The organism is Neorhizobium sp. CSC1952 (assembly GCF_030378245.1).
Lineage (GTDB): Bacteria > Pseudomonadota > Alphaproteobacteria > Rhizobiales > Rhizobiaceae > Neorhizobium > Neorhizobium oryzae_A.
This window is the reverse complement of record NZ_CP128416.1, coordinates 2326921-2346568: the sequence shown is the minus strand read 5'-3', so window position 1 is coordinate 2346568 and position 19648 is coordinate 2326921. Positions and strand designations below refer to the sequence as shown.

At 63.5% G+C, this 19648-nt stretch carries 13 protein-coding genes and 1 tRNA gene; 9 read left to right on the top strand and 5 right to left on the bottom strand.

Annotated features, from left to right (window positions below; genetic code table 11):
- Nucleotides 1-143: 143 nt before the first annotated feature.
- The 4 genes from QTA58_RS11485 (at nucleotide 144) to QTA58_RS11470 (ending at nucleotide 3391) form a co-directional block, all read left to right on the top strand.
- Entirely contained in the window at nucleotides 144-1307 is a 1164-nt protein-coding gene (locus tag QTA58_RS11485; RefSeq protein WP_289672892.1) for a M20 aminoacylase family protein, read from the top strand.
- Nucleotides 1308-1361: 54 nt separating this feature from the next.
- Nucleotides 1362-1438: transfer RNA gene (locus QTA58_RS11480), tRNA-Arg, on the top strand.
- A gap of 266 nt (nucleotides 1439-1704) precedes the next feature.
- Nucleotides 1705-2487, top strand: coding sequence for a cell wall hydrolase (locus tag QTA58_RS11475; RefSeq protein WP_289672890.1), 783 nt, complete (start codon nucleotides 1705-1707; stop codon nucleotides 2485-2487).
- A 382-nt stretch (nucleotides 2488-2869) separates the two neighbouring features.
- The gene (locus tag QTA58_RS11470) at nucleotides 2870-3391 is read left to right on the top strand and encodes a hypothetical protein (RefSeq protein WP_289672888.1); all 522 of its coding nucleotides are present in this window, start codon (nucleotides 2870-2872) and stop codon (nucleotides 3389-3391) included.
- Between the two features lie 15 nt (nucleotides 3392-3406).
- Here the strand turns inward: QTA58_RS11470 and QTA58_RS11465 are convergent, their stop codons facing one another.
- Nucleotides 3407-4624 carry an FAD-dependent oxidoreductase gene (locus QTA58_RS11465; protein WP_289672886.1) on the bottom strand — a complete coding sequence of 406 codons (1218 nt, stop codon included), beginning with the start codon at nucleotides 4622-4624 and terminating at the stop codon, nucleotides 3407-3409.
- Nucleotides 4625-4757: 133 nt separating this feature from the next.
- On the opposite strand from QTA58_RS11465, the gene dxr reads away from it, so the two are divergent.
- Entirely contained in the window at nucleotides 4758-5942 is a 1185-nt protein-coding gene (gene dxr, locus QTA58_RS11460; protein ID WP_289672884.1) for a 1-deoxy-D-xylulose-5-phosphate reductoisomerase, read from the top strand.
- 224 nt (nucleotides 5943-6166) lie between these two features.
- Here the strand turns inward: dxr and hemA are convergent, their stop codons facing one another.
- The 4 genes from hemA to QTA58_RS11440 all read right to left on the bottom strand — a co-directional run bounded on the left by hemA (nucleotide 6167) and on the right by QTA58_RS11440 (nucleotide 11365).
- The gene (gene hemA / locus QTA58_RS11455; RefSeq protein ID WP_289672882.1) at nucleotides 6167-7381 is read right to left on the bottom strand and encodes a 5-aminolevulinate synthase; all 1215 of its coding nucleotides are present in this window, start codon (nucleotides 7379-7381) and stop codon (nucleotides 6167-6169) included.
- A gap of 226 nt (nucleotides 7382-7607) precedes the next feature.
- Nucleotides 7608-8405 carry a xanthine dehydrogenase family protein subunit M gene (locus tag QTA58_RS11450; RefSeq protein ID WP_289672880.1) on the bottom strand — a complete coding sequence of 266 codons (798 nt, stop codon included), beginning with the start codon at nucleotides 8403-8405 and terminating at the stop codon, nucleotides 7608-7610.
- An 11-nt stretch (nucleotides 8406-8416) separates the two neighbouring features.
- On the bottom strand, nucleotides 8417-10762 hold the full coding sequence (locus QTA58_RS11445; RefSeq protein ID WP_289672878.1) for a xanthine dehydrogenase family protein molybdopterin-binding subunit: 2346 nt from the start codon (nucleotides 10760-10762) through the stop codon (nucleotides 8417-8419).
- Nucleotides 10763-10876: 114 nt separating this feature from the next.
- Nucleotides 10877-11365 carry a (2Fe-2S)-binding protein gene (locus tag QTA58_RS11440; protein WP_289672876.1) on the bottom strand — a complete coding sequence of 163 codons (489 nt, stop codon included), beginning with the start codon at nucleotides 11363-11365 and terminating at the stop codon, nucleotides 10877-10879.
- Nucleotides 11366-11658: 293 nt separating this feature from the next.
- Between QTA58_RS11440 and QTA58_RS11435 the strand changes: the two genes are divergently transcribed.
- From QTA58_RS11435 to rocF, 4 genes are all read left to right on the top strand, one after another.
- Nucleotides 11659-11922, top strand: coding sequence for a glycine zipper domain-containing protein (locus QTA58_RS11435; protein ID WP_085419632.1), 264 nt, complete (start codon nucleotides 11659-11661; stop codon nucleotides 11920-11922).
- Nucleotides 11923-12101: 179 nt separating this feature from the next.
- Nucleotides 12102-14027 carry an autotransporter assembly complex family protein gene (locus QTA58_RS11430; protein ID WP_289673132.1) on the top strand — a complete coding sequence of 642 codons (1926 nt, stop codon included), beginning with the start codon at nucleotides 12102-12104 and terminating at the stop codon, nucleotides 14025-14027.
- A gap of 31 nt (nucleotides 14028-14058) precedes the next feature.
- On the top strand, nucleotides 14059-18558 hold the full coding sequence (locus QTA58_RS11425) for a translocation/assembly module TamB domain-containing protein (protein ID WP_289672874.1): 4500 nt from the start codon (nucleotides 14059-14061) through the stop codon (nucleotides 18556-18558).
- A gap of 36 nt (nucleotides 18559-18594) precedes the next feature.
- Complete coding sequence (rocF, locus tag QTA58_RS11420; RefSeq protein WP_289672872.1) at nucleotides 18595-19524, top strand: arginase; 930 nt, start codon at nucleotides 18595-18597, stop codon at nucleotides 19522-19524.
- Nucleotides 19525-19648: the final 124 nt, after the last annotated feature.

Sequence of the window (19648 nt, the reverse complement as noted above, 5' to 3'; positions counted from 1 at the left end):
TGGTAGAGCTTAACGAGTGTGGCGCATATGCGGCCTATGTGGCCAAGCAATGGCAAAGAAGATTGCTTCCGTCAATCATGACGGGCAGTATCCGCCGGGGAGGACGAGTCATAACCGCGTGAGTAACGAGAACAGGGAACACTATGCCGATTTTGAACCGGGCCGCCGAACTTCAGGGCGAAGTCAGCGAGTGGCGACGACATCTCCATGAACATCCTGAAATCCTCTACGAAGTTGAAAACACCGCCTCCTTCGTGGCGCAGAAACTGAAGGAATTCGGCGTCGACGAGGTCGTGACCGGCATCGGCCGCACCGGCGTCGTGGGCATCATCCGCGGCAAAGGCACGAGCGGCCGCACGATCGGTCTGCGCGCCGACATGGACGCCCTGCCGCTCACCGAAATCACGGAAAAACCCTGGGCTTCCAGAACACCCGGCAAGATGCACGCCTGCGGCCATGACGGGCACACGTCCATGCTCCTGGGTGCGGCGAAATATCTCGCCGAGACCCGCAACTTCAACGGCACCGTGGCGCTCATCTTCCAGCCCGCCGAAGAGGGCGGCGCCGGTGCGCTTGCGATGATCGAGGACGGCATGCTGGAACGCTTCGGCATCGAGGAAGTCTACGGCATGCACAACATGCCGGGCATTCCGATCGGCCGGTTCGCGATCCGCAAGGGCGGCATCATGGCCGCTCCCGATCGGTTCACCATCACCATCCGGGGCCGCGGCGGCCATGCGGCCCAGCCGCACAAGACGATCGACCCGATCTTCATCGGTTCGCAGCTCGTCGGCAGCCTGCAGGCGATCGCCGCCCGCAATGCCGATCCGGTCCGCTCGGTCGTCATCTCGGTGACCCGCTTCGACGCCGGCACGACGCATAACATCATTCCGGATCAGGCGACGCTCTGGGGCACGGTCAGAACGCTCAGCGAAGAGACCCGCGACCTTGCCGAAACGCGCATCCGCCAGATCGTCGAAGGCATCGTTAGCGCCCACGGCGCGGAAGCGGCGATCGACTACGAGCGCAAGTGTCCGGTCACCGTCAACCACGACCGCGAGACCGAGCACGCGATCGACGTCGCGGCCGAAGTGGCCGGCGCCTCCAACGTGGAGACGAATGTCGATCCTGCCATGGCCGGCGAGGATTTCGCCTTCATGCTGCAGCGACGTCCCGGCGCGTTCATCTTCATCGGCAACGGCGACACGGCGCCTCTCCATAATCCCCACTACGACTTCGATGACGAGGCGATCTCCTACGGCATTTCCTATTGGGTGCGGCTCGCCGAGCAGCGGCTGACGGAATGACGATGCGGAAAGGGCTTGGCTAAACCGGACGGCTTTTGTATGGATGCGGGAAGTGGTCCCGTAGCTCAGCAGGATAGAGCATCAGATTCCTAATCTGAGGGTCACGCGTTCGAATCGCGTCGGGATCACCATTCTTCTGTCAGAACCTGGAAGGCCACGCGTTCGAATCGAACCGCGTCACTATTCCTCTCACATCGCAAGACGGGTGGCGCGAAGCCCTCCGATTTTTTCCCTCGGCACTGCATTTTTTCGCCCATCGGAATGATTTTCTTTACTTTTTCGACATCTATAGATTTTGCTTGATCCGAGGGCCTCTTTGCGGCAATTCTTTTCAAGCTGAAATGATTTGTGAAAATCTATCGCGGGGACATTCATGACAGCGATCGACAACGCGCCTTTGTACAAGGCCGCCTGGCTGGTCGCAGTCGCCCTTCTGGCCGGCTGCACATCGTCACAGACGACCTCATCCATCACAAAAGATGACGTGAAAGCGAGTGTCGCGCCGATCGGCAACGTACCGCAGAAACAGGTATACAGCTACACGGCGGCCGATCGCGAATGCCTGAAACGGGCCATGTATTTCGAATCCAAGCGATCGAGCAAAGCCGGTTTCATGGCCGTGGGCAGCGTGGTCATGAACCGGCTGACGTCCGGCGCCTATCCCGGCACCATTTGCGGCGTGGTCTCGCAGGAGAAGCAGTTCGCGCCTGGCCTGATGACGCGGAAGATGGACGAGGAAACGGCTCCTGAGCTCAATGCAGCCGCCGATGCCATCCTTCGGGGTGAACGAAACCCCGAGGTGAAGGAGGCCATGTTCTTCCACCAGGCCGGCCTGAAGTTCCCCTATGACAACATGCACTACGTGACCGTGGCCGGCGGAAACGCATTCTATGAAAAGCGCGGGGACGACGGTGAGCTGCAGACCCCTGCACCGAAACCGGCGGACGAATACATCCTGGCCTTTGCCCCCCACCTTTCGGCTTCGCCGGCCCTGATGGCGGTTAACGACATGAACGCGCCTGCAGCCGTAACGGCGACGCAGGCGGATGAGGAAGAAGAGCTCGTCCTTCCGCTTGAAGTCCCGGTTCCCGCTCGGCGGCCGCAATCGGCGACCATATCCACGGCGCAACTGGTCATGGCGGCTCCGGAAGTTTGGTCGCTTCGCACCGGCAAGCCCTGACCTGCGGCCGGTATGGCCGACTGCAAGTCAAATAGGTATTCGCTGGATCCCGTGCCTTTCCGTTCGACCGAATAGAACGGAAGATCGACATCCCGAGCTCGTCGAGGTGCGCTGCGGGTGCGCCGGGTAGATTCCGGCGTTTGCGAAAGGAATATTCCGCCGGGCAGCACCGTAGCCATCGTGAACATTCTTCTAGGCTTGAGCATGGCAGGCAATTTCGGCCTGAACTTCGCGTCGGCGGGCAAGTAACGTCAAAGGTTGCTTCCCGGCTGTGGACATCTGGTGCCTCGGCCAAGACTTTGCATTGCGCGAAAAATTAACCAAACATACAAAAGCCGTGCTGCCACTTGGGGAAGTGGCCTGACTAGGGGGTATCAAGTCAATGGAAATGCGTCTTTCCTGGGCCGCCGCGCTGGGTGTGCTTGCCATGGGCATTGTCGGCTGCACGACGACGGAAGAAGCCAACAAGGCAATTCAGTCACGATGGATCGGCCAGCCTGTGGATTCGTTCTTCACCTATTACGGACCGCCCGTTTCCACCTTTCCGCTGAACGACGGCGGCACGATCTACACCTGGGTTGGCGGCGAGACGACGCGCCATATCCCGGCACAATACCAGACGTTACCCGTCAACGATCCGAACAAGATCACGCGCACCACGACGGAAACGCGCAAGAACTCAGACGGCAGCACGACCACCACGACGCGGTCCTCGTCGATCGGCGTCCCGCAGCAGACGGTGACGCGGATGGTCTCGCCCGCCCGCACGGAAGATCTCTTCTGCGAGCTGCAGATCACCGCCGGTCCGGACAAGGTGATCCGCATGCTGCGCGCGACCAACGATACGGACGGCGAGGGCCTCAGCTTCTCCCGCTGCGCCGAGGTCATGGGCGTCAAGAAATAGAGCATGCAAGCCGCTTCAGCGCGGCCTCACATGCTCCATCCGGAAGCCGAGGCCGATCAGCCGGCCGGCGAGGTGGGCGAGTGCCGGAAAACGCGCGATGCCGCGGATGAAGGCGGGCGGGCCTTTTCGCTTTCCTTCGTCCGCCTGATCGGCGCGGCGGCTGCTTCGCATCATCAGCTGCAGCTTCTGCGTCGCTTTCGTCGGGAAGCTGCGGCGCCTTTCGACCGCTGCCAGATCGGCATCGGAAAGACGGCTTTCCCGCAATGGTGCGGCGAGGATATTGGCGGTTGCCACGGCATCCTGGACCGCGAGATTGACCCCAACGCCGCCGATCGGCGACATGGCATGTGCCGCATCGCCGATGCAGATAAGGCCCGGCCGCCACCACTGTTTCAGCCGGTCGATGCGGACGGCGAGCAGGCTGGTATCGTCGAAGGAGCGAATTTCCAGCATCCGGTCGGCCGGCAGCGGCGAGACCTCGATCACCATATGCCGAAAGGCTTCGATGCCCTTCTCGCGGATTTCCGCGAACGTGCCCTTGCGGATGACGTAGCCGCATTGCCAGTAATCGCCGCGGTCGATCAGCACGAAGCCCTGGCGCGGACCGCCATGGCCCATCACCTCGTTCGGATCGCCCGGCTGCTTCGAAAGCCTCATCCAGACGACCTCGCTCGGAACGCCGAAGCTTTCCACCGTAAGGCCGGCCTTTTCCCGCACGACCGAATTGCGGCCGTCCGCACCGGCGACGAGTTCGGCGTGAATGGTAAGTTTGGCTTCCGGCGTCTCCGCCAGGAGGCCGGCAATCCTCCCTTGCTCTTCCAGAAGCCCGGTCACCTTGGCCTGCATGATCAGCCGAAAATTCGGATAGCGCCGTGCTTGAGAGGCAAGGAAGCTCAGAAAGTCCCATTGCGGCATGAAGGCGATGAAACGGTTCTTCACCGGCAGGCGGGAGAAATCGGCGATCGTGACGGTCCGGCCGCCCATCTCGGCCGAGAGCTTCGGCGCCCGCGTGTGCGGCAATTTCAGAAACTCGTCGATCAGGCCGAGCTCGGACATCACCTCCAGCGTGGAGGGATGGATCGTATCGCCGCGGAAATCGCGCAGGAAATCGCCGTGCTTTTCGATGACGACGACATCGACGCCCTGACGCGCCAGGAGAAAACCGAGCATCAGGCCGGCGGGGCCGGCACCGGCAATCACGCACGTCGTCTCGATTTCCCGTATCTCGCTCATCGCCCTATTTCGCTTGAAGCACTCTTGCGGATCAAGCCGCACTTGGTCGCAGCCGGACGGAATTCAAGCCCGCTCTTGTGAGCCGCGACTTTCGCTTGTAGACCAACGGCAGCTTTACGGGTTGGAAGACATCATGGCCGGCACCGGCAAACGTCGCATCAGCATTCTGGGCTCCACGGGTTCGATCGGAGTGAACACGCTCGACGTGGTGAATCAGCTCGGCGGCCGGGAAACGTTCGACGTGGTTGCGATCACCGGCAACGCGAATATTACGCTTCTGGCCGAACAGGCAAAGACCTGCGGCGCGAAACTGGCCGTCACGGCCGACGACGGCCGATACGCGGCACTGAAGGAAGCGCTTGCGGGCAGCGGCATCGAAGTCGCCGCCGGCCGGGAGGCGCTGATCGAAGCGGGCGCACGGGACTCCGACTGGGTGATGGCCGCGATCGTCGGCACGGCGGGACTTGCCCCGACGCTCGCCGCGGCCAGGCGCGGCGCCGATATCGCGCTCGCCAACAAGGAATGCCTGGTCTCCGCGGGCGAACTTTTCGTCAAGGCGGTTGCCGAGGGCGGCGGGCGGCTGATCCCGGTCGACAGCGAGCACAGCGCCATCTTCCAGTCGCTCGAAGACGATCAGCACCATGCGGTGGAACGTGTCGTGCTGACCGCCTCCGGCGGCCCCTTCCGCACCTGGACACGCGAGCAGATGGCGGGCGTGACGGCGGATATCGCCCGCGCCCATCCCAACTGGTCGATGGGCCTGAAAATCTCGATCGGCAGCGCCTCGATGTTCAACAAGGCGCTGGAGATGATCGAGGCGAAACATCTCTTCGACTTGAGGCCCGACCAGATCGAGGTGATCGTCCATCCGCAATCGGTCATCCATTCCATGGTGGGCTATACGGACGGTTCGGTGCTCGCGCAGCTCGGCTGTCCGGACATGCGCACCGCGATCGGCTATGCACTCACCTATCCCAACCGGCCGAAGCTGAATGTCGAGCGGCTGGATTTCGCCAGGCTCGCGCGGCTGGATTTCGAGGCGCCGGACGAGGTCCGTTTCCCGGCGCTCAGGCTTGCCCGCACGGCGCTCGAGCGCGGCGGCGTGCAAGGCGCAGTGATGAACGCGGCGGAGGAAATCTCCTTCCACGCCTTCTGCGCCGGCCGCATCGGCTTCCTGAACATGGCCGACATCGCGGAGCAGGTCATGGACGACATGGCAGGCTATGAGGCCGCGACGATGGACGAGGTCTTCGCGGCGGATGCCGAGGCACGCAGGCGTGCCGGAGAGGTTATCGCGCGGCGAGAGATGGCGGCTTAAGCTGCCTTTTAAAGGCTCCCGCCTCAATCCCCTCACTTGCAATTTCTGAAACTTAGCCCTTGGCTAAGATTTCGAAATTGCTTTCTCTCCCACAAGGGGAGAGATAAGGATGCCGCGTCGCCGCGGCCCTACCTCTCCCTCGGTGGGAGAGGTTACAAAATCAGCATCTTAGCCAAAGGCTAAGTGCTAGATTTTGTTGGTGAGGGGGTTACGCGACGTACCGATCAAGCCACGTGCCGTGCCAGCGCGCACCGCGACCAGAGCTGGTGCAGCGAGCCGACCAGGTGGTCGATATCGGCATCGGTATGCAGCGGGGTCGGGGTGATGCGCAGGCGCTCGGTCTTGCGCGGCACGGTCGGGTAGTTGATCGGCTGGACGTAGACGTCGCAGGTGTCGAGCAGGATGTCCGAGATCCACTTGCACTTCGCCGCATCGCCGACCACGACCGGCACGATGTGGCTCGGGTTGTGCATGTGCGGAATGCCGCGCTGATCGAGAAGCCCGCGCAGCTTGCGGACGCGGTCCTGGTGACGGGCGCGCTCGAACGGGCTCGCCTTGAGGTGCCGGATCGAGGCGATGGCACCGGCGGCGAGAGCCGGCGGCAGGGCCGTGGTGAAGATGAAGCCCGAAGCGAATGAACGGATGAAATCGCAGAGCGCGGCGGAGGCGGCGATATAACCGCCCATCACGCCGAAGGCCTTGCCGAGCGTGCCTTCGATGATCGTCAGCCGGTCCATCAGGCCTTCGCGCTCGGCAATGCCGCCGCCGCGCGGGCCGTACATGCCGACGGCATGCACCTCGTCGAGATAGGTCATCGCGCCGTATTTGTCGGCGAGGTCGCAGATCTCCTTGATCGGGGAGATATCGCCGTCCATCGAATAGACGGATTCGAAGGCGATCAGCTTCGGCGCGTTCGGATCGGCGGCCGCGAGCTTGGCTTCGAGATCATCAAGATCGTTGTGCTTCCAGATCACCCGCCCGCATTTGGCATAGCGGATGCCCTCGATCATCGAGGCATGGTTCAGCGCATCCGAGAAGATGATGAGGCCGGGGATTCTCTGGCCGAGCGTGCCGAGCGTCGCCCAGTTGGAGACGTAACCGGAGGTGAAGATCAGCGAGGCTTCCTTGCCGTGCAGATCGGCAAGCTCGCGCTCGAGCATCACGTGGTAATGGGTCGTGCCAGAAATATTCCGGGTGCCTCCCGCACCCGCGCCACAGTGATCGATGGCTTCCTTCATCGCCGCAATCACGGCCGGATGCTGGCCCATGCCGAGATAGTCGTTGGAACACCAGACGGTCACGTCCTTCGGGCCATCGGGAGTATGACGCGTGGCGCGCGGAAAACTGCCGCGATGCCGCTCGAGATCGGCGAACACCCGATAACGGCCTTCCTTGTGAAGCCCGTCCAGTTCGCTCTTGAAAAATGCCTCGAAATCCATGTCACACTCCAGAACCTGCCTTGGTTTTGGTTTCAGCCGTGCCTTTCGTCAACCCCGCGATGCGTGAATCCGACCCATCTGCGGCAAAAGGCCCTCTTTTTTTGAATTATTCCAATCAAAACCCAAGCGGGACCGAAAATGAGGAAATTGATTCACATCACGAGTTCGGGAGAAGAGCATCGTTCCCGCTCTTCTCCCGGCCCGTCTTACCGTTTGCGATTCGCCTTCAACCCGCTGCGGCGACCGCCCGTTTGGCCATGACCTTGACGAGGTTGGCGCGATATTCGGCATTCGCATGCAGGTCCGACAGGAGCCTGGAGGCATCGACCGAAACGCCGTTCAACGCGTCGGCGGACCAGTTTGAGGCAAGCGCCTGTTCGAAATCCGCATGCCGGAAAACGCCGTCCGACCCGGCACCGGTGACGGCGACGCGCACACCCGATGCCGTTTTCGCCACGAACACGCCGGTCATCGCAAAGCGGGACGCCGGATTGTTGAACTTGGCATAACCTGCCTTCTCCGGCGCCTCGAAGGTGACAGCGGTCACCATCTCCCCTTCTTCCAGCGCGGTCTCGAAGAGGCCGGTAAAGAAGTCGTCCGCCGCGATGGAGCGCCGGTCGGTGGCGACGGTGGCGCCCAGCCCGAGCACGGCGGCCGGATAATCCGCGGCCGGATCGTTGTTGGCGATCGACCCGCCGATCGTGCCCATGTGCCGCACATGCGGATCGCCGATATGGCCGGCGAGTTCGCAGATCGCCGGACAGAGGGCGCGAAGCTCGCGCGAAGCGGCGACATCCGCATGCGGTGTGGCAGCGCCGATCGTCACCTTGCGGCCGTCGATCGAGATGCCGCGGAGCGCCGGGATGTGGCGGAGATCGATCAGGTCGCTCGGTGCTGCAAGCCTCTGCTTCATGGTCGAGATCAGCGTCATGCCGCCGGAGAGATATCTGCCCTCCTCGTTCCCGGCCCTTAGCCTGACGGCATCTTCCACAGAGGAAGCACGATGATAGCTGGTTGCGTACATGTCTTTTCTCCTCAGTGGGCCGCGTGCAGGGCCTGCCAGACCTTCATCGGGGTCGCCGGCATGGTAAGGCTGTTATTGCCGATCGCATCCGTGATGGCGTTGATGAGGGCCGGCGGCGATCCGATCGCTCCCGCCTCGCCGCAGCCCTTGATGCCGAGCGGATTGTTCGGGCAGGGCGTGTTCTGGTGCGACAGCTTGAAGGACGGCAGGTCGTCGGCGCGCGGCATGGCATAGTCCATGAAGCTCGCGGTGAGAAGCTGGCCGCTCTCGTCATATTGCACGTTTTCCAGCAAGGCCTGGCCGATGCCCTGCGCCAGACCGCCATGCACCTGGCCCTCGACGATCATCGGATTGATGATGTTGCCGAAATCGTCCGCCGCGACGAACTGGACGATGTCCGTTTCGCCGGTTTCCGGATCGATCTCCACTTCCGCGATGTAGCAGCCGGCCGGGAAGGTGAAATTGGCCGGATCGTAGAAGGCGGTCTCCTTCAGCCCCGGCTCCATGCCGGCCGGCAGGTTATGCGCGGTATAGGCGGCGAGCGCCACCTGGAACCACGGCAGCGCCTTGTCGGTGCCGGCGACCTTCACTTCGCCGTTCTCTATGACGATATCCTGTTCGTCCGCCTCCATCAGATGCGCGGCGATTTTCTTGGCCTTGGCTTCCACCTTGTCGAGCGCCTTGACCACGGCCGACATGCCGACCGCGCCGGAGCGCGAGCCGTAGGTGCCCATGCCCATCTGCACCTTGTCCGTATCGCCATGGACGATGTTGACGCTTTCGATCGGCACGCCGAGGCGGCCTGCGATGATCTGCGCGAAAGTCGTTTCATGGCCCTGGCCGTGGCTGTGCGAACCCGTGAGCACTTCGATCGTGCCGACCGCATTCACCCGCACTTCCGCCGATTCCCAGAGGCCGACCCCGGCACCGAGCGAGCCGACCGCCGCCGACGGCGCGATGCCGCAGGCCTCGATATAGCAGCTCATGCCGATGCCGCGTTTCTTGCCCTTGGCTTCCGACTGCGCCTTGCGGCCGGCGAAACCGTTCCAGTCGGCGGCCTGCATGGCGGCGTTGAGCGAGGCTTCGTAGTCTCCGGCATCGTAGTTCATGATGACCGGCGTCTGGTACGGGAAGGTGCGGATGAAATTCTTCCGCCGAAGCTCCGCCGGCGAGACGCCGAGCTCGCGCGCCGCCGTCTCGATCGTGCGTTCGAGCAGATAGGTCGCCTCCGGACGGCCGGCGCCGCGATAGGCGTCGACCGGCACCGTATTGGTATAGACGGTCCGGACATTCGCGTGGATCGCGGGGATCGCATACTGGCCGGAGAGCAGCGTCGCGTAGAGATAGGTCGGTACGGCCGAGGAGAAGAGCGACATGTAGGCGCCGAGATTGGCGATCGTATCGACCTTCAGCGCCGTGATGCGGTTGTCGGCGTCGAAAGCCATCTTCACCTTGGAGACATGGTCGCGGCCATGCGCGTCGGTCAGGAAGGCTTCGGTGCGATCGGACGTCCATTTCACCGGCACGCCGGTCTTCTTCGACGCCCAGAGACAGACAATCTCTTCCGGATAGATGTAGATCTTCGAACCGAAGCCGCCGCCGACATCCGGCGCGATGACACGCAGCTTGTTTTCCGGCGCGACATTATAGAAGGCGCTCATGACGAGACGCGCCACATGCGGGTTCTGGCTCGTCGTGTAGCAGGTATAATGATCCTCGGCCGAATCGTAGATGCCGAGCGTGGCGCGCGGCTCCATCGGGTTCGGCGAAAGCCGGTTGTTGTGGATCTCGATCTCGGTGACATGCGCGGCGGATGCGATCGCCCTGTCGGTTGCCTCCGGATCGCCGAGCTGCCAGTCGAAAATCAGGTTGTCGGTGGCTTCCGGATGGATCTGCGGGGCGCCGGCCGCAAGCGCGGCAACCGCTTCCGTCACGGCGGGGAGCTGCTCGTAGTCGATGACGACGGCTTCCGCCGCATCACGGGCCTCGCCGGCCGAATCCGCCACCACGATCGCGACCGCATCCCCGACGTAACGCACGGTTTCGGCTGCGAGCGGCCGCCAGGCGCCCATCTTCATCGGCGATCCGTCCTTGGAGTGGATCATCCAGCCGCAGATCAGGTTGCCGATGCCGTCGGCCTGGAGCTGCTTGCCGTCCAGCACGTCGATGACGCCCGGCATGGCTTTCGCCGCGCTCGCATCGATGCTCCTGATCGTGGCATGCGCATGCGGGCTGCGGATGAAGTAGGCATATTTCATGCCCGGAACGATCATGTCGTCCGTATAGCGGCCCTTGCCGGTCAGGAAGCGCTTGTCTTCCTTGCGGGTGACGCGTGCACCGATTCCTTCAACACCCATTTTCATCTCCTCCAGAGAAACAGGAATTAGGCAATAGGCAGTGGGCAGTAGTGGAAGGGGCGTATGGCCACGGCGATACCCGCAGCCATTGCCTATTGGCTACTGCCTATTGCCTCACTCGGCCGCCTGCCGCCCCGACGCCATTTCGGCATCGGCGGCGAGGATGGCCTTGACGATGTTGTGGTAGCCGGTGCACCGACAGATGTTGCCTTCGAGCCCGGCGCGCACCTTCTCTTCCGTCAGCTTGCCGCCCTCGCGGTTGATCATGTCGACCGCCGTCATCACCATGCCGGGGGTGCAGAAACCGCATTGAAGACCGTGATGCTCCTTGAAAGCCGCCTGCACCGGATGCAGCTCGCCCTGGCCGGCAAGCCCCTCGATCGTCGTGATCGTCGAGCCGGAGGCCTGGACGGCGAGGATGGAACAGCTCTTCACCGAACGGCCGTCCATATGGATGACGCAGGCGCCGCACTGGGTCGTATCGCAACCCACATGCGTTCCCGTCAGACCCAGCTTTTCGCGGATGAAATGCACGAGCAGCGTGCGGTCCTCGCAATCGCCGCTCACCGTGCGGCCGTTCACGGTCAACGTCACTTTCGTCATCATTTTCCTCCTCGCGTCCCTCCCGGACACGTCCATCATCATTTGCTTTTTTACCGAGAGGATCAACCGCTACTTTCTATGGAATCGGCAATATTTTGGTCGACCGCCCGACAGAAACGATCCGGCAACCATCGGCAAACGAATGCAAAAATATAATTTCGCCATATGGACTCTTATGTTCCGCGACCTATTGTTCCCCCCGATGGTTGTGGGGGACCACAGCCTGTGAAAGGCTGCGACAATCCAGACAACCGAGCCAGACAACCAAGAAAGATCGAACCCAGGAGGAACTCATGAAGAAGGCCTTGGTGCTATTGTTGGTCGGCGCTTCGCTCGCGAGCTGCACGGCAACAGAACAGGGCGCAGGGATTGGTGCGGCATCCGGCGCCGTGATCGGCGGCCTGGCCACCGGCAACGTCCGCGGTGCGGCCGTCGGCGCCGCGATCGGCGGCGTTTCCGGTGCATTGATCGGCTCCGTCGCCGAACAACCCGGCCAGTGCTACTACCGCGACCGCTATGGCCGCCGCTACATCGACGATTGCCCGCGCCGTTACTGATAACCGCTCGGGTTGCGATGAAAATTGTGGCCTCGGAGCATCGCTCCGGGGCTTTTTCTTACGTGAATTCCTCACGAAAGGCGGACAAAGGGGTACCCCACCCTGTCTTTTCCGGTTAGATAGGCTTCCTTTTTGGGGCTGTGGAGGCTTTCGGCAGGGGAATCGACAGTCAGTTGCGTATGCGGAACGAAAACACGGGGCGGGGACAAAAACGAAAGCTGAGGGGAGCAGGCACCGCCGCCGCGCTCGCGGGTGTTCTCCTGCTTGCACCGCCGCTCGCCGGCAATGCCTATGCCTTCAAGATTTTCGGCATCACGCTCTTCGGCGATGACGACGACACGGTCGAGGTCATCGATCCCGTCCGCTATCAGGCGACGCTCGAGACCGGCAATGCGGACAAGGACCTGAAGGAGCGCCTGGAATCGGCGGCGTCTCTGATCACCGACGAGAAGCAGCCGGTCTCAGGCGACCTCGGCGTCGTCATCAAGGCACGCGAGGACCGCGACCGGCTGATCGCCGTCCTCTACGAAGAGGCCCGCTACGGCGGCACCGTCCATATCTCCGTTGCCGGCACCGATATCGACAGCCTGCCGCCCAATCCGACATTCGATCATTCGCGTCCCGTCCCCGTCACCGTCCGCATCGATCCCGGCCCGGTCTTCAAGCTTGGCTCGATCCGTTTCGAGGGTGACGCCACCGGCCGCGATCCGGCCAAATACGACCTCGTCCCGGGCGGCGAGGCAGGCTCGCGGCTGATCCTCAAGGCGAGCGAACAGCTTCTCGTGGATATCAAGGACGAGGGCCGCCCGCTCGCCAAGCTGACCCAGAGGCAGGTGACCGCCGACCATCGCACGGACACGGTCGACGTGGTGCTCGGCGCCGTCGGCGGCCCCGTGGCCCCATTCGGCGCCGTGGCGGTCAAGGGATCGCGAAGCGTCGACGCCGCCTTCATCAGCCGCTATTCGCGGCTCGACAAGGGCGGCCCCTATTCGTCCGAGCAATTGAAGAAGGCCAACGACCGCCTTCGCGAACTCGGCGTCTTTTCGAGCGTGACGATCCGCGAGGGGGACAAGCTGGCGCCGGACGGTTCGCTGCCGCTGACCATCGAGGTTTCGGAAGGCAAACATCGCTATTTCGGCTTCGGCGCCGAATATTCGTCGATCGACGGCGTCGGCCTTCAGGGATATTGGGGCCACCGCAACCTTTTCGGCGAGGCGGAATCGCTGCGCATCGAGGGAAAGGTCTCCGGCATCGGCGCGACGACCGATCTGACGACCTACGACTATTCCGCCGGCATCATCTACACCAAACCGGGTGCCTTCGTGCCGGAAGCGACATTCGAATCCCGCCTGGAAGCCAAGAGCGAGACGCCGGATGTCTATGAGGCGCAGTCGGTCACCTATTCGGCCGGCATTTCCTACGAGCTGAACGAGCGGGACAAGCTCACCGCCGGCGGAGAAGTGGCCTGGATCCACACCGACGATGCCTTCGGCAGGAACGAATATGTCACCCTCAGCCTGCCGCTCGGCTTCGAGCGCGACGCCCGCGACAACAAGCTGGACCCGACGGAGGGCTATTACGCCACCCTGGCGGCAAAGCCGAGCTACGAGGTTCTGAACAGCACGGTCTTCTCCTCCTTCGAAGGCTCCATCTCCGGCTATCTCGGCTTCGGGGCGGAGGATGGCGTCGTGCTTGCCGGGCGGCTTGCGGCCGGCACCCTCGTCGGCGGCGACGGCCTTGAAAGCATTCCTGCGACACGGCGATTCTTTGCCGGAGGCGGAGGATCGGTGCGCGGTTATTCCTACCGGGAGATTTCGCCCTATAACAGCGACGACGAGGCTACCGGCGGACGCTCCTATGCGCTGGGATCTTTCGAGGTGAGGGTAAAAGTGTCAGAAAACATAGGCATTGTACCTTTTATAGATGTCGGTACGGTATCGACCGGAATCATGCCTGATTTTTCTGATATACGAGCTGGTGCGGGTGTCGGCGTGCGATATGCCACGCCTTTCGGGCCGCTCCGATTGGACGTTGCAATTCCGTTGCGGCGTTATGACGGCGGTAGCCAGTACGGTATCTATGCAGGCATAGGGCAGGCATTCTGAAAGGCAGTTTGAGAGGGTGACGAGACCGGGCATGACGCTGATGGTTGGCCTGTTGAAATGGATCTTGAAGGCTGCGCTGGGCGTGGTCGCGATCCTGTTCGTCATGGCGCTCGGCGTTGTGCTCTTCGTGGCGCTCACGCCGGTCGGCGGACGGGTGGCGGCGGACCGCATATCGGCGATGGTCTCCACCCCGGACCGGACTATCACGTTCTCGCGTCCCGAAGGCCTTCTGACCGGCGATCTGCGCATCGATGCGCTCACGCTTTCCGACGAGGCGGGCCCCTATGCCCAGATCGGCGGCATCAAGGTCGACTGGTCGCCGGCCGCGCTCGTCGGCGGCGTTTTCCGTGCCGAGCACATTTCCGCCGAGACGGTGAACTTCATTCGTCCGCCGAGGCCGCCGAAAACGCCGGCGCCGGCGCAGACCACCTCGACATCTTCGGGATCGCCTCTGCCGGTCGGCATACGCGTGGCGCAGATCGATCTGCCGGACATCAATCTTTCCCAGGCGCTTTCGGGCGGACGCGACTTCTCGCTTTCGGTCAAGGGCTCGATCAACGCGACCGGTCCCGATATCTCGCTCGACCTTCAGGCGACCCGCAAGGACGAACCGGATGCGAAGGCCGCGGCCGACGTGGTCTATGCGCCCTCCGAAAACCGCCTGACCCTGAAGGCGTCGGTTTCCGAGCCGCAGGGCGGTCTGCTCGCCCGTATCCTGCGGCTGCCGGGCGCTCCGGCCGTCCAGCTGGCCCTCGACGGCGAAGGTCCGCTTTCCAACTGGGCCGGCAAATTGCAGGGCAGCGTCGGCGGCACGCCGGTGATCGCGGTCGACGGCAAGCATATGCTGGTCGACAACGGCCGGCATCGCGTCGAAGTGACCGGCGGCGGCCAGCTCGCCACGCTGCTCCCGCCTGCCTTCCGGCCCCTGTTCGACGGCACGACGGATATCAACATCGCCGCAGTCTACGCGCCGTCCGGCCGTGTGGACATCGAACGCGGCGATCTCGTCTCCGGCGCCGTGAGGGTTTCCGCGAAAGGGGCCTGGGATCCGGCCGGCGACAACAGCCTGACCGCGGGCCTTACCGGCACCAACGGCCCCGTGGATTTCGTCTGGCCGATCAGCGGCCAGGAAAGCCGCTTCTCCTTCGAAAGCATCAACTTCACGCTTACGGGTGCGGCTTCCGCGGCGCGTTTCAATGCCACAGCCGCGCTGAATGCTGCCGAACTGCCCCAGGGCCGTTTCGGCCAGATCCGCCTGCAGGCTGAAAGCGAGGATCTCAATCTCGTCAATCGCACGGGCAGCATCCGCAGCCGGTTCACCGTGGCGCGGACGGATTTTGCAAGCGACGATCTCGACCGGATCATCCGCGGGCCGGTGACGCTCGATGCGCCCCTGAGGCTTGCTCCTCCGGCAATCGGCCTCGATGCGGCAACCTTCGACAGCCCCAACGTCAACGGCACCCTTTCGGGCGCCTACGACATGTCGAAGCAGGCGGTGACCGGCAATTTCCGCATCTTCGCCAATCCCACCGTGCTGCCGCCCGCTCTTGTCTCCAAGTTCGAAGGCAAGCTCTCCGCCGAAGGCTATGTCAATGCGGTGACGAGCGGCCGCGTGAGCCTCGAGAACTTCGTGATGCGATCCAATGCGGTCGAGGCGCACGGCAGCGTCCTGCTGGAAAACCAGAAGGTCACCGGCCGCCTTGCCGGCCGGGTGCCGGACCTGAAGCGCTGGCTGCCGGAGGCGGAAGGCGCTGCCGGTTTCGATATCGCCGCCGAAGGTCCGCTGACCGCGGTGGGCGTCAAGGCGATCGTCAATTCCGCCGATGCGCGGATGGCCGGCCGCAGGCTGCAGGATCTGAGCCTGACGCTCGACGGGACGGCCGATCCGAATGCGCCCAAAGGCAAGCTGGCAGCCACGGGATCGCTGGACAGCCAGCCGATCCGCGTCAATGCCGACCTCGCCTCGACCGAGGGCCGCACGAGCGCGCCGGCAATCAATGTCGAGGTCGGTCCCAACAGGCTGAACGGCGCGCTGAATTTCTCGCCTGATTTCCTTCCGGAAGGCCAGCTGACCTTCGATTTTCCCGATGTCTCGCTGCTGGCCGCCCTCGCCGGCCAGCTGGCGCAGGGCGATCTGCGCGGCACGGTCATGCTCAACAATACGGACGGCCGGGCCGGCGCCGTGATCAAGGCATCCGGCAACGCGCTCCGCCGCGGCTCGATCGAGATCGCACAGCCGAATGTCGACCTTGCGATCCCCGACATCAAGGCGATCGCCGCCGAAGGCACCGTGCGCGCCGCCCGCATCGGCGCCGGTTCGGTCGGTGTCAGCGACATCGATCTCGGCGTCAGCCACGGCGGCAACAGGACGAACTTCAACCTCACGGCTCAGTACGACAACGCCCCGCTCAATGCCGTGGGGGATGTCCAGACCGGCGCGGATATTTCGGTCGGCATCGAAAGCTTCGCCGCCTCGCCGCGCAACATACCGATCCGGCTTGCCGCGCCGACCCGCATCGCCATTGCCGATGGCGGCGCGCGTCTCGCCGGCCTTACACTCTCGACCGGCAACGGCAGCGTCACCGTCAACGGCACGGCCGGCTCGGCGCTTGATCTGACCGCCGATATCAAGGCGCTGCCCGCAAACCTGCTCAACGCCTTCGTTCCGGCAATCAACGCGGCGGGCACGATTTCCGGCACCGTCAATGCGACCGGCACCACGTCCGCCCCCTCTATCCGCTATGATCTTGAATGGAATGATGCACAGCTTCGCCAGACGCGCGATGCTGGCATCAGTCCGTTTCGCCTTCAGGCAAGCGGAAGCTTCGCAGGCGGGACAGTCGCACTAGATGCGACCCGCCTGACGGGTTCGGGCGGTCTCGACCTTTCCGCAACGGGACGCGTCATCCTTCAGAATGGCGTTCCGGCGCTCGATATCAATGCCCGCGCCAATGCCGTGCCCGCCAGCCTGATCAATGCTTTCGCGCCGAGCCTCGGCGCCCGCGGCACGATTTCCGGCACGGTCACCGCGACCGGTACGCCCGAGGCGCCAGCCGTCCGCTATGACCTCCGCTGGGCCGATGCCGGCGTCAGCCAGACCGCATCCGCGGGCCTTGCCGCATTGAACATTACCGCCAACGGCACATTTCAGAACGGCACGGTCACGGTCGATACCCGCCTTTCGGGCGGAGGCGGTATCTCGCTATCCGGTGGCGGCTCGGTTTCGCTTGCGGGCCAGAAGCCGCTCAACCTGCAATTCAACGGACGATTGCCCTTCTCCATCCTGGCCGGACAGCTCGCTGCTCAGGGTTTCATGCTGGAAGGCACCGGCAATGTCGACGTTGCAATCAAAGGCACGGCGGCCGCACCGGCGATTACCGGAACGGCCTCCTCTTCCGGAGCGCGCTTCATCGATGTGCGGCGAAATCTTGCGGTCACCGATCTTGCCGCCAACGTTTCGTTCGATGGCAACAGCGCCAATATTTCCAGGCTTTCCGGCAGGCTTTCGGGCGGCGGCACCGTTTCCGTCCAGGGGTCGGTCGGCATCGCGCCCGGCTCCGGCTTTCCCGCCGATCTGAGGATCACGCTCGCGCAGGCGACCTATGCCGACGGCACGCTGTTTGCCGCGACGGCCGACGGAGCCTTGACGATCACCGGCCCGCTGACCTCCGGCCCGGTTCTCGGCGGCCGGGTAACGCTCACCAAGGCGGCGATCACCGTGCCGGCACGCCTTCCGACCTCGCTCACCGCCATCGACATCCGCCACCGCAACGCCCCGCCGGACGTATTGCGCCAGATGGAAGAACTGCGCCCGAAAGATGCGACCGGCAGTTCGAGGCCGATCGCGCTCAACCTGCAGATCAGCGCGCCGAACGGCATATTCGTCCGCGGCCGCGGCATCGATGCGGAACTCGGCGGCGAGCTGACCGTCACCGGCACGGCGGTGGACCCGATCGTCGCGGGCGGCTTCGAGATGCGCCGCGGGCGCATCGTCATCCTCGCCAAACGCCTCGACTTCACCGAGGGCGACATTACCTTCGGGGGCGGCCTGATCCCGGTCCTGAACATGGAAGCCAATACGACCTCCGGCCAGACGACGATCACGGTGAACGTCACCGGCATAGCCAACGATCCGACCATAGCTTTCTCCTCCTCCCCTGCCTTGCCGCAAGACGAGGTTCTGGCGCAGCTGATCTTCGGCCAGTCCATGTCGCGGCTCTCGCCGCTGCAGATCGCCCAGCTCGCCGATGCCGTGTCCCAGCTCGCAGGCGGCGGCTCCACCTCGCTCCTCGAAACGCTGCGCAGCAATCTCGGCGTCGACGACCTCGACATCAACACCGATTCGACGGGCCAGACGACCGTTTCGGTCGGCCGCTACCTCAACGATCGCACCTATCTGCAGGTCGAGCAGGGCGGTTCCGGCGGAGCCCAGGCCACCATCAACCTCGATGTCGGCCGGGGTGTGAAGCTGAAGGCCGGCGCGGGGACGGAAGGCGGCACGGCCGGCATCTTCTACGAGCGCGAATACTGATTTCGCATCCGCATTGTTCTGCTTCCGGAGAATGGAATGACCTCCAAGGACATCACATTGATCGGCGTTCCTTTGGAAGAGGGCTCCGGCCGCGGCGGCTGTGCCATGGGGCCGGCCGCCTTCCGGCTGGCGGGCATCGTCAAGGCGCTGGAAGGCCTCGGCTTCCGCGTCAGCGATAGCGGCGATCTGAGGCCGGAGCCGGCCACCGACCTTGAAGACCGGCGGGACGCGAAGAACCTGGCGATCGTCGGCGCATTTGCGCGGGCGCTCGAAAGCCGGACCTATGAGAAGGCCAGGGCCGGCTCCATTCCGGTGATCATGGGCGGCGACCACAGCCTTTCCATGGGCAGCGTGCCGGGCATGGCGCGTTATGCCGCCGAAATCGGCCGGCCGCTTTTCGTGCTCTGGGTCGATGCGCATGCGGATTTCAACTCGCCGGAAACCTCGCCCTCCGGCAATATCCACGGCATGCCGGTGGCTTTCTTTACCGGCCATGCGGAGTTCGCCCCGATCCTCGACAAGAACCGGCCGATGGTGAACCCCAAACACGTTTTTCAGGTCGGCATCCGGTCCGTCGACGAGATCGAGCGCAAGCTGATTGCCGAACACGGCGTCAACGTCTTCGACATGCGGGCGATCGACGAGCACGGCATCGCCGCGATCATGCGCCAGGTGATCGAAACGGTGAGCGCCGCAAACGGTCTTCTGCATGTCAGCCTCGATGTCGATTTCCTTGATCCGGATATCGCGCCGGGGGTCGGCACGACCGTGCCGGGCGGCGCCACCTTCCGCGAGGCGCATCTGATCATGGAAATGCTGCACGACACCGGGCTCGTCTGCTCGCTCGATCTCGTCGAGCTCAACCCTTTCCTGGACGATCGCGGCAGGAGCGCCCGCATCATGGTGGAACTCACGGCCAGCCTCTTCGGCCGGCGCGTGCTCGACCGCCCCACGCGTTCGGCGTGATATCGCGACAGGCAAAACTCCGCATTTTTCATTCAGATTTGGGCAACACTCTTCGCATAGGATTGTCGAAGCGTAACGTGATGCATGACGCTGCATTCCTGGCACGCGAACTCATGGCAACGGC

What these genes read in the sequence shown, in the direction of transcription:
- QTA58_RS11445 (WP_289672878.1), bottom strand. Translation starts at nt 10,762, where the DNA reads ATGGGTGTTGAAGGAATCGGTGCACGCGTCACCCGCAAGGAAGACAAG.
- QTA58_RS11430 (WP_289673132.1), top strand. Translation starts at nt 12,102, where the DNA reads ATGCGGAACGAAAACACGGGGCGGGGACAAAAACGAAAGCTGAGGGGA.
- QTA58_RS11440 (WP_289672876.1), bottom strand. Translation starts at nt 11,365, where the DNA reads ATGACGAAAGTGACGTTGACCGTGAACGGCCGCACGGTGAGCGGCGAT.
- dxr (WP_289672884.1), top strand. Translation starts at nt 4,758, where the DNA reads ATGGCCGGCACCGGCAAACGTCGCATCAGCATTCTGGGCTCCACGGGT.
- QTA58_RS11485 (WP_289672892.1), top strand. Translation starts at nt 144, where the DNA reads ATGCCGATTTTGAACCGGGCCGCCGAACTTCAGGGCGAAGTCAGCGAG.
- QTA58_RS11465 (WP_289672886.1), bottom strand. Translation starts at nt 4,624, where the DNA reads ATGAGCGAGATACGGGAAATCGAGACGACGTGCGTGATTGCCGGTGCC.
- QTA58_RS11450 (WP_289672880.1), bottom strand. Translation starts at nt 8,405, where the DNA reads ATGTACGCAACCAGCTATCATCGTGCTTCCTCTGTGGAAGATGCCGTC.
- QTA58_RS11435 (WP_085419632.1), top strand. Translation starts at nt 11,659, where the DNA reads ATGAAGAAGGCCTTGGTGCTATTGTTGGTCGGCGCTTCGCTCGCGAGC.
- QTA58_RS11425 (WP_289672874.1), top strand. Translation starts at nt 14,059, where the DNA reads ATGACGCTGATGGTTGGCCTGTTGAAATGGATCTTGAAGGCTGCGCTG.
- QTA58_RS11470 (WP_289672888.1), top strand. Translation starts at nt 2,870, where the DNA reads ATGGAAATGCGTCTTTCCTGGGCCGCCGCGCTGGGTGTGCTTGCCATG.
- hemA (WP_289672882.1), bottom strand. Translation starts at nt 7,381, where the DNA reads ATGGATTTCGAGGCATTTTTCAAGAGCGAACTGGACGGGCTTCACAAG.
- rocF (WP_289672872.1), top strand. Translation starts at nt 18,595, where the DNA reads ATGACCTCCAAGGACATCACATTGATCGGCGTTCCTTTGGAAGAGGGC.